Here is a 9472-nt window from a genome sequence, read left to right on the forward strand (position 1 = left end):
GAACAGATTCCGACACGAGCCGAAGCCATCGAAAGCGTACGGTGAACGGGCCGTCACATTAAGCAGCCGTCTTGTGGCTCTGGCCCGTGGGTCACAGCTGTCAGGCCGCGGGAGTCACACCGGCAAGCGCAGCTGTTCGGGCTGTGGCTGGGCTGGCAGCAGCACGCGCGCGAGCTGGCGACGCGGGTGGCGGTCCGGGAGCACGACGAGGTGCAGGACGATCAGATCCGTGCGGCCCGTAGCCGTGCCGCGAGCGCGTTCGCTCCTCTGATGGCGAGCGCCACGCTGGTCAGGGTGGGGTTGCACGCGTTGGCGGTGGGGATCAGGCCATTGCCGGCGAGAACCAGGCCCTCCACGCCCCAGGGGCGGGAGTGCGAGTCGCAGACGCTTGTGCCGTCGTTGGCCGGCCCCATGCGGAATGTGCCCATGTAATGCAGTGAACTTCCCGCCGGCATCACGCGGGGCATCCCCGGTAGGAAGTCGCCGAATAGTGCTGCGACCTTGGTAAGGACGGATCGCGCCCGGTCCAGTTCCGCTTCCTCTCGCTCGGTGAGCTCGTAGGCGATTCGGATGCCGGGCAGACCGGTGTCGTCAGGCGCGTCCTCGTCGAAGGTGACGCGGTCGGATGGTCGCGGCCATTTGCGGACGCCCCAGCCCATGCCGATGTAGCCGCCCGGGTTGTCTGCCTGCGGGTGGCCGGGCGGGAGCGGAACCAGGCAGATCGGGCTGAACATCAGCTGGGCGTGGAACGGGTGCCGGGTGTCGCTGTATCCGAGGTTGACGGCCGCGGTGATCGGGTCGGCGGGCCGGGCCGGTGATTTGGGCAGTGTCCCGGGGCGTACCGCGACGACGCCGAAGAGCAGCGGGTGCTCGGTGAGGTGGCGGCCCAGCGCGGCCGGCCGGATGCCGGAGACCCAGAGCAGTTGCGGGGTGCGGAGCGCGTCGGCGGCGACCACCACGGCGTCCGCCTCGAACGGCTGTACAGTCCCGGTGGCCAGGTCGCGCAGCACCGCGCCGGTCACCCGGTCGCCCGATACCAGCAGCCGGGTGCACAGCGTCTGCGGCCGCAGGGAGAGCCGGTCGGGGAGCCCGAGCACCACATCGGTGCCGCTCCACCGCAGCGTGCCATCGGGGCGCGGGTCGGCCGCGATCGGCAGCCGTCGCACCGGGACGTCCGGGAACCCGTCCGCGAGCAGTTCGAGCATGGTGTCGGCCTGCGAAGACTCGCTGAAGGCGGAGTCGGTGGTGTGCAGCAGCCGTTCGGCGCCGGCGACGTGTTCCTCCCATTCGGCCGGGTCGATGAAGCCGATGCGTTCGGTGCCGGTCGGACGGGGGGTGGCGCAGGTCCAGTGCGCGCCCTGCCCGCCCACGCAGGTGGAGACGGCGGCGGCGAGCATGCCGCCGGAGCCGGTCGCCGGGCGCCCGATGAGGTGCGTTCCGTGCCGCGCGGTGACGGTCCCTTCGGCGACACTGCCACCTGGTATGCCGGTCACACCGGCCATGGCTGCGCGCCCTTGCGAGGCATCGCGCGCGGCCGCCTGCAAAGCGGGATCGGCAATGTTCTTGACGTTCATGCCGGGCGGGTCGGTCAGGATCGGCCCGGCGTCCACCATCGTCACCTGGACGGACGGCAGCGCTTCGAGCAGCAGCCGGGCATAGGTGGCGCCGGTGGGTCCGCTGCCCACGATGAGGACTCTGGTCATGGCTTCGTCTCCTCGGCGCGGAGCCGGGCCTGCAGCGACCGGGCGCTCAGGACACCGAACGCGACGGCGGTCAAGGTCGGGTTGCAGGCCGTGGCGGTGGGGATGACGTTGTTGCCGCCGACGTAGAGGTTGTCGGTGCCCCAGACCCGCCCGGTGGCGTCGCAGACGCTGGTCCCGTCGTCGGCCGGACCCATCCGCGTGGTGCCCTGGTAGTGCAGGGAGCTGCCCGCGGGCATCACGAACGGGGCGTCCAGCGGGCGGCCGAGCGCGGCCGCGGCCGCGCTGATCTCGGCCTTGGCCGCCGCGATGGCGGCGTGGTCGGCATCGGTGAGGCGGTACTCGATGCGGATCGCCGGCATGCCGTGCTCATCGAGCTCGCCGTCGTCGAACCACACGCGGTCGTCGGGGGAGAGCTGCTTGCGGCAGAACCAGCCGAGCCCGACGACCTGCCCCGGCCGGACGGTGGTGCCCGGGTCGAGGGGCACGGGTGAGGCGTCCAGCTGCATGACCTGTCCGTGGAACGGCCGGTCGGCGGCATAGGGCACCCAGGAGACGCCCGACAGAGGGACGATCGCCGTGCCGGCCGGCGACGCGTCGGGAACGCCGGCTTCGTCCAGCAGCGCGGCAGCCATGATCTGCGGCTGGTCGTTGAGGTAGCGGCCCAGCGCCTCGGGACGGACGCCGGAGACCCACAGCAGCCGCGGGGTGCGCAGGGCGTCGCCCGCTACGACGACCGCGCGCGCCGCGACCCGCTGGACGGCGCCGGTAGTGGTGTCGACGACCTCGACGCCGGTGACGCGGCGGTCGTCCTCGACCAGCACTCGCCGGGCCAGCGTGCCGGGGCGCAGCGTCACTCCGGGCCGCCGCCAGAGGTCTCCGGCGATGGCGGCGGGGCCGGTCCAGTGCGGCGATCCGTCGGCGCCGACGGTGACGGCCATCGGCATCGGCCCGACCGGGCGCCGGCCTGGCCGGTCGAACCGTTCGCCGAGCCGCTTCTGCACCGTCGGGGTCAGCGGTGCGCGGTCGAAGGCGTGCGTGGTGACGTGCAGGAGCTCTTCGGCGCGGGCGAGGGCGGCGCCGAACGCGGCTGGGTCGACGAAATCGGGGATCTCGTCGTCTCCGGGACGCGGGCACGCGCAGGTCCAGTGCGCGCCCATTCCGCCGACGTTCGTGGAGACGGCCGCGTTCGGCATGGCGGGCGTGCCGACCAGGGTGGTGCCGGGACGCGCCGGGGTCGCGCCCGGCGCGGTCCGGTCCCCGGTCACCGCGGCCACCGCCGCCGTGCGGGACGGGACGTCCGCGATGTTCTTGACGTGCCCGCCGGGCTCGGGTCCGAGCACGGGCCCGGCCTCCAGCACCAGCAGCCGCAACGCCGGATCCAGGTCCGCGAGTTCCCGCGCGATGGCGGTGCCGACGGGCCCCGAGCCGACGATCACGACGTCGTACCCGGTCATCGGGCCTCCAGGATGGTCTTGCACATCCGCTGGTGGGCGGCGACCTGGTCGAAGGCGTCGTGGCGGGCGGTGTAGGCGTGGGCCTCGTACTCGCTGGAGATGAAGCCGGTGTACTTCTGCTCGCGCAGCACGGCGAGCACGGCCGGGTAGTCGATCGACGGGTCCTGGCCGTCGGTGACGCCATAGAACTTGCCGTGCACGTGGACGACGTGCGGGAAGAAGTCGGCCCATCGGGCCGGGTCCATCCGGCCGTGCATGGTGAGCAGCATCTTCAGGTTCCCGATCTGGTCGGGCGGTGCGCCGAGCGCGGCCGCGCGGGCTTCGAGGTCGCCGAACTTGGCGAAGGCCGGTCCCGGTTCGTCCCACACCCGCATGGCGAGTTCGGTGAGCGCCGGCGCGATTCCGGCCGCCCGGTGCGCGTCGATCACCGCTTCGGGGACGGCGCGCATGCTCGCGCTGAAGTCCGGGATGAAGCCGAGCCATTCGGTGTCGAGCCGGGTGAAGAGCTCCTTGAGAGCGGCGACGGGCGGCGCGTCCAGGGTGAGCGGGCTGTGGATCTCCACGCCGATCCGGACCCGCAGCTCCTCCGCCAGCGGCAGCAGCCGGGTGAGGACGGCCGGCCCGCACTCGGCGCCGACCCGGACCGCCGGGAAGCCCAGCGCGGCTGCGCCGCGCAGCTGGACGGCGAGGTAGTCGTACGCCTCGTCGTCGCTGAGCAGCGCGCCGGGCCGGAGCGCGAGGTCGAGGTTGATCGCCAGACAGGACGGGACGAGACCGCTGTCGTCGAGGACGCCCCGGACCGTGCGGACGAGCGCCGCGTCGGGGCGGGGCCATCCGCGCAGGCTCTGAAAGGCGACCATCTCCAGGCCAGGGCCGAGCCCGCGGGAGGCGACCTCGCGGACCAGCGTGGCCAGGTCCGTGCCCGGCCGGCGCTGCTCCAGCGTGAGGCTGAACAAGGTGATGCCGAGGCGGGGGAGGCCCGGTGCTGTGTCGGTCACGGTCGCCTCGCGGTGAGGGTGCGGACGGTGCGGCTGCTGGACAGCAGCGGCCGCCGGTCGGGTCCGGTGAGGATGTAGGGGATGGACAGGGCGAGGTCGAGCGCGATGCGGTGCTCGCCGGCCGTGCCGGGGACGTGCAGGATCAGCGGGTCGGTGGTGAACCAGTACTCCCCGGCGAGGCCGGCGAGCTCGTCGCGGGTGCGGCGGACGCCGTTGACCGTGACGTCCGGGACGGCCGGAGCGCCGTCCACGGTCACGTCGAGGCGGACCACGCACGACAGCGGCAGCGCGCGGTACCAGTGCGTGTGGACGGCGACGTCGAGGCCGTCCGGGGTGGCGGTGAGCGCGTCGTCGCGCAGCACCTGGTCGTCGAGGGGACCCATCAGCGTCCTTTCCGCCGGTCGCCGGGGAGGAGGGGAACCGGGCGGCTCATTCCGCGGCCTCCTGGAGCGCGCGGAGCAGGGCGTGCTGGCGGCGGACCTGGTCGCGCCCGCGGTAGGGCTCGCGCCTGCCCTCGTACTCGCTGGACAGCCAGCCGCTCCAGCCGTGCCGCAGCAGCGTGCCGACGATCGGCGACCAGGGGACGTGCAGGTCGGTGAGGGTGTCGTCGATCTCGAAGAACTTGGCCTGGATGAAGTGGACGTGCGGCAGGACCTCGACCAGGTCGTCCATCGGCACGGCCAGCGGCTCGAGGAAGGCGGGGCGCTTCTCGCCCTCGATGCCCTCGTGCCCGTCGTCGACCGGCGCGGTCTGGAAGACGCCGGTGTCGATGAGCAGCTTGACGTGGCCGGTGCCGGTGCGCTGGATGAAGTCGAGGTACCCCTGGGTCACCGGGTGCCGGATCGGCGTCGGGCTGTGGATCTCCGGGCAGATCACGATGTCCAGCTCGTGGGCCAGGTCGAGGCTGCGTTCGACCGCCTCCTCCCAGACGGGGTGCGGGTCCAGCTCGGCGGAGACGACGCCGAACTTGGGGCGGATCGAGGTGAAGCCGAGCCGTGCGGCGAGCCGCAGGTCCAGCTGGAGCTGCTCGGCCGCCTCGGCGGCGGTCAGGTCGCGGTCGCGCCACATCGCGGTGTCGACCCACGAGCCGTAGTTGGTCGCGGTGAGCCCGTGCTCGGCGAGCAGGGCGTGCCAGCGGTCGGTCCATCCGGCGGACGGCGACGGGTAGCCCGGGATGTTGCCCTCGCCGAGGATCTCGATGCCGGTGGCGCCGAGGTCGGCGATGTCGGCCATCGCGTCCTCCAGCGTCATCGAGGTGTACATGTCGCCGGAGTAGCTGTAGAGCGAGACGCCGTAGCGCAGGCCGCCGGACGGGACCTCCGGCACGATCACCCGCTTCGCGGCGGATCTGAACACCGAGCGGGAGACGAACGGAGGGAAGTACGGCCGGCGCAGGTACACGGCGACCTCGACGTCGTGCACGCCGGGCGCGAGCCCGTCCGGGTCCGGCACGGTGACGGTCGCGGCCTCGTCGAGCTGCCAGCGCACGCCGGTGCTCGCGCGCAGCTCGTCGAGGGTGAAGGTGCGGCCCTGCAGGGTGATCCGGGTCCGGTTCTCCTCCCATTTCCGCCCGTCCACCACCACCTCCACGCCGTCGAGGAGGCTGCCCGCCACGCCGCGGTAGTTGGGGTTGCGCAGGCGCAGCTCGAAGCCGCCCGGCACGTTGCGGAAGCCGCGGTTCTGGATGATGTCGCGGTCGAGCACGGTCAGTCCTTCTCCTTTTCGACGGTCACGGAGAGATAGGAGCGTTCGATGTCGGCACGGTCGCGGCGCAGCTCCTCGCCGGTGCCGGCCAGGGCCACCCGTCCGCGCTGCAGGACGTAGCCGCGGTCGGCGACGTCCAGCACCAGGCGGACCTGCTGCTCGACGAGCAGCACCGCGCACCCGGCGCAGGCCAGCTCGCGCACCGCGGCCAGCAGCCGGTGCACGACGATCGGCGCCAGGCCGAGCGACAGCTCGTCGGCGAGCAGCAGTTTCGGCCGCGCGGCGAGCACCCGTCCGAGGCCCAGCATCTGCTGCTCGCCTCCGGACAGCAGTCCCGCGGGCCGGTCGAGCAGCCGCTCCAGCTCGGGGAAGGCGGCGAGCGCGAGGTCCATCGGGCCGCGGCCGAGGCGCAGGTTCTCCCGGGCGGTGAGGGAGCGGAAGACCGACCGGTCGTCGGTGAGCAGCGCGAGGCCGCGCGACGCGCGGGCGCGCAGGTCCTCGCGGGGGTCGGCGGCGCTCAGGACCTCGAGGTCCCCGCCGAGCGGGCGCAGTGCCCCGGCGGCGGTGAGCAGGGCCGTGGTCTTTCCGGCGCCGTTCGCGCCCATCAGCGCCACGATCTCCCCGGGGCGGACCTCCAGGTCGAGGTCGTGCACGACGGCGACCTCGCCGTATCCGGCGGACAGGCCGGCGGTGCGCAGGGCCGCGGTCATGACTGCTCCTTCGCGGGCGTGGTCGCGGTGGTGAGCGCCGGCTGCGCTCCGCCGAGGTAGGCCTCGACGACGCGCGGGTCGGCGAGCACCTCGTCCGGTGTGCCGGCGGCGATCCGCTCGCCGAAGTCGAGGGCGATGGCGCGGTCCGAGACGCGGCGCACCAACTCGACGTCGTGCTCGACGAGCAGGACCGCGATGCCCCGGTCGTCGGCCAGATGCCGGATGAGGTCGCCGACCTCGGTGCGCTCGACCTCGGAGAGGCCGGCGGCGGGTTCGTCGAGCATCAGGACCTTCGGCGCGGCGGCGGCGGCGCGGGCGATCGCGACCAGGTGGCGGGTGCCGTAGGCCAGCTCGGTGGGGAGCCGGTGCAGGTGCTCGGCGAGCCGGAAGGTGTCGATGGCCGCGACGGTCGCCGGGGTGATCCGCCCGCGCCCCGGCCGGACCAGGTCGATCAGGTAGGAGGCGGCGTCGGTCGGGTCGCCGGCGCAGCGCAGGTTGTCCAGCACCGTCATGTCCTCCAGCAGCTCCAGCGACTGGAAGGAGCGGGTCAGGCCGGCGCGGGTGCGGCGGAACGCCGGCAGCCCGGAGATGCGTCGGCCGTCCAGGCTCACGGTGCCGGACGCGGGGACGAACCCGGAGAGGGCGTCCATCAGCGTGGTCTTGCCGGCGCCGTTCGGCCCGATGACCGCGACGACCTCGCCCGGCCGGATGTCCAGGGACACCCCGTCCACGGCGACGACGCTGCCGAAGCGCACGGTCACGTCGCGCGCCTCCAGCGTGCCGCCCGGCGAGTGGCCGGTCGTCCGCCGGGCCGCCGCGATCTGCGCGTCGATCGCCGCGGCGTGCCGCCGGGCGAGAGGGCGCGGCAGCCGGGCGCGCAGTGCCCGCAGGCGCGGCTCGCCCTTGCGCTTGGGGTGGGCGATCACGTCGGCGATGCCGTTCGGCTGGACGATCACCTGGATGATCAGCCCGATGCCGAGGACCAGCACGAGGTACTGGGCGATGTCGAACAGCCAGGTGTTGGCGACGGCGGTGGCCAGGCCGCCGTTCTGGCCGATGCCGCCCAGCAGCGCCCCGGGGGCGTAGCCGATGCCGCCGATCACCGCCTGGATCAGGCCGTTGATGGAGGTCAGCGGGTCGTAGGAGGCGAAGGTGAGGGTCGGGTTGCGGAACGCGCCGAGCACGCCGCCGATCCCGGCGACCACGCCGGCCAGCACGAACGCGTACAGCTTGGTGGACGCCACGTCCACGCCGAGGGCCGCCGCGGCGCGCTCGTTGGTGCGCACCGCGAGCATCCGGCGGCCGACCCGGCCGCGGCGCACGTTCGCGACGAGCAGCGCCAGCAGGACGAACACCAGCCCGCACAGGATCGCGTAGCGGGCCGGGTAGACGATCGAGTCGACGTCGATGCCGAACACCGACTGGAAACCGACCTGCAGGCCGCCGGCGCCGCCGTTGAGGTCGCTGTTGCGCAGGATCACCGCGTTGATCGCCACGCCGAAGCCGAGGGTGGCGATGGCCAGGCTGACGCCGCGGGCGCGCAGCGCGGGCAGGCCGACGGCGAGCGCGACCGGGATCGCCGCGAGGCCGCCCGCCGCGATCGCCAGCGGGAACGGGATGCCGGTGGCGGCCAGCAGCCGTCCGGCGACGATGGCGCCGACCCCGGCGATCGGCACCTGCGCGAGCGAGAGCTGGCCCGCGTAGCCGGTGACGACCACCTGCGACAGCAGGATGATCGAGGTGACCAGCGTGACCGTCAGGCCGTCCAGGAGTTGGACGCCGAGCAGGGTCTGCGCGGCGACGCCGGCCAGGACGGTCGCGACGACCAGCCGGACAGGGCGCACCCGGCCGCTGCCGACCCGGGGCAGCCGCTCGTTGAGGTGGCTGCGCAGCGGGAGCGTGCGGCCCATCAGCATCAGCACCGCGATGATCACCAGGAACGGCACCGCGTCGCCGACGCCGGGCAGGTCGATGTAGTGCGCGCACAGCGCCTGCAGAACGCCGAGCGTGATGCCGCCGAGCAGGGTGAGCGGGAACGAGCGCAGGCCGCCCAGGATGGCGCTGGCCAGGGTGGGGATGATCAGCAGCGCGAAGCTGTTGGGCTGCAGCTGCAGGCTCGGCGCGAGGGCGATCCCGGCCACCCCGGCGAGGGCTCCGCCGAGCGCCCAGTTGACGGCGCGCAGCCGCCCGACCCGCCAGCCGAGCGCGGCCAGCGACCGCGGGCTCTCCGCGACCGCCGAGGTGGCGAGGCCGAAGCGGGTGCGCTTGAACACCGCCCACAGGGCGGCGGTCAGCGCGGCCGAGAAGACGAAGAGGATGAGCTGGTCGGCGCCGACCGAGACCGGCCCGGCGTGGACAGACCGGGTCGGAAGGTACGGCTGCGGGATCTTCAGGGCGCTGCCGTAGACCAGCACGACGCCCTGCTGCAGGACGACGAACACGCCCAGCGTGGCGATCACCCGGGTCAGCGTGGAGGTGTCGGCGAGCGGGCGGATGACCAGCACGTACACCAGCCAGCCGAGCACCGCGGACGCGAGTACCCCGGCGGGGATGGCGAGCGGGTGCCCGAGCCCGGCGGTGTCGGCGACGGAGTACATCACGTAGCCGCCGGCCATCGCGACCGCGCCGTGGGCGAAGTTGATGACGCCCGAGCTGCGGAAGACGGCGACGACGCCCATCGCGCTGATGGCGTAGATGCCGCCGGTCGCGCAGCCGAGGACGAACAACTGCAGGAACAGATTCATGGGGTGGCCTCACTCAGGTGCGCCGGGGCCGGCCGGGGGCCGCCCCCGCCGGATCACAAGACGTTACCACCCAGGTGGGTGGGAGTCTCGGGGCCGCGGCTGGTCCACAGGCCGACCGTGTCTACACCCGACCAGACCCTGAGGTTTAAAAAACGCGGG

At 73.3% G+C, this 9472-nt stretch carries 7 protein-coding genes; all 7 read right to left on the reverse strand.

Annotated features, from left to right (window positions below; genetic code table 11):
- Positions 1-221 precede the first annotated feature (221 nt).
- From ABZ914_RS01460 to ABZ914_RS01490, 7 genes are read right to left on the reverse strand one after another with little or no spacing between them, the layout of a single operon-like run.
- On the reverse strand, positions 222-1703 hold the full coding sequence (locus tag ABZ914_RS01460) for a GMC oxidoreductase (protein ID WP_500190872.1): 1482 nt from the start codon (positions 1701-1703) through the stop codon (positions 222-224).
- On the reverse strand, positions 1700-3157 hold the full coding sequence (locus tag ABZ914_RS01465; RefSeq protein WP_500190873.1) for a GMC oxidoreductase: 1458 nt from the start codon (positions 3155-3157) through the stop codon (positions 1700-1702). Before ABZ914_RS01465 ends, ABZ914_RS01460 begins: the two co-directional genes overlap by 4 nt.
- Entirely contained in the window at positions 3154-4155 is a 1002-nt protein-coding gene (locus ABZ914_RS01470) for a sugar phosphate isomerase/epimerase family protein (protein ID WP_500190874.1), read from the reverse strand. Before ABZ914_RS01470 ends, ABZ914_RS01465 begins: the two co-directional genes overlap by 4 nt.
- On the reverse strand, positions 4152-4538 hold the full coding sequence (locus ABZ914_RS01475; protein WP_500190876.1) for a C-glycoside deglycosidase beta subunit domain-containing protein: 387 nt from the start codon (positions 4536-4538) through the stop codon (positions 4152-4154). Before ABZ914_RS01475 ends, ABZ914_RS01470 begins: the two co-directional genes overlap by 4 nt.
- A 46-nt stretch (positions 4539-4584) precedes the next feature.
- Positions 4585-5859, reverse strand: a complete 1275-nt coding sequence (locus ABZ914_RS01480; protein WP_500190877.1) for a C-glycoside deglycosidase beta subunit domain-containing protein — start codon at positions 5857-5859, stop codon at positions 4585-4587.
- Between the two features lie 2 nt (positions 5860-5861).
- Positions 5862-6569: an ABC transporter ATP-binding protein gene (locus ABZ914_RS01485; protein ID WP_500190879.1), complete on the reverse strand. Its 708-nt coding sequence runs from the start codon at positions 6567-6569 to the stop codon at positions 5862-5864.
- The gene (locus tag ABZ914_RS01490; RefSeq protein ID WP_500190880.1) at positions 6566-9313 is read right to left on the reverse strand and encodes an ABC transporter permease subunit; all 2748 of its coding nucleotides are present in this window, start codon (positions 9311-9313) and stop codon (positions 6566-6568) included. Before ABZ914_RS01490 ends, ABZ914_RS01485 begins: the two co-directional genes overlap by 4 nt.
- Positions 9314-9472: the final 159 nt, after the last annotated feature.

It is taken from the genome of Spirillospora sp. NPDC046719, from assembly GCF_040645715.1.
Lineage (GTDB): Bacteria > Actinomycetota > Actinomycetes > Streptosporangiales > Streptosporangiaceae > Spirillospora.

Bases quoted from the DNA above. Each gene is read 5' to 3' on its own strand.
- ABZ914_RS01485 (WP_500190879.1), bottom strand. From the start codon at position 6,569: ATGACCGCGGCCCTGCGCACCGCCGGCCTGTCCGCCGGATACGGCGAG.
- ABZ914_RS01465 (WP_500190873.1), bottom strand. From the start codon at position 3,157: ATGACCGGGTACGACGTCGTGATCGTCGGCTCGGGGCCCGTCGGCACC.
- ABZ914_RS01460 (WP_500190872.1), bottom strand. From the start codon at position 1,703: ATGACCAGAGTCCTCATCGTGGGCAGCGGACCCACCGGCGCCACCTAT.
- ABZ914_RS01475 (WP_500190876.1), bottom strand. From the start codon at position 4,538: ATGGGTCCCCTCGACGACCAGGTGCTGCGCGACGACGCGCTCACCGCC.
- ABZ914_RS01490 (WP_500190880.1), bottom strand. From the start codon at position 9,313: ATGAATCTGTTCCTGCAGTTGTTCGTCCTCGGCTGCGCGACCGGCGGC.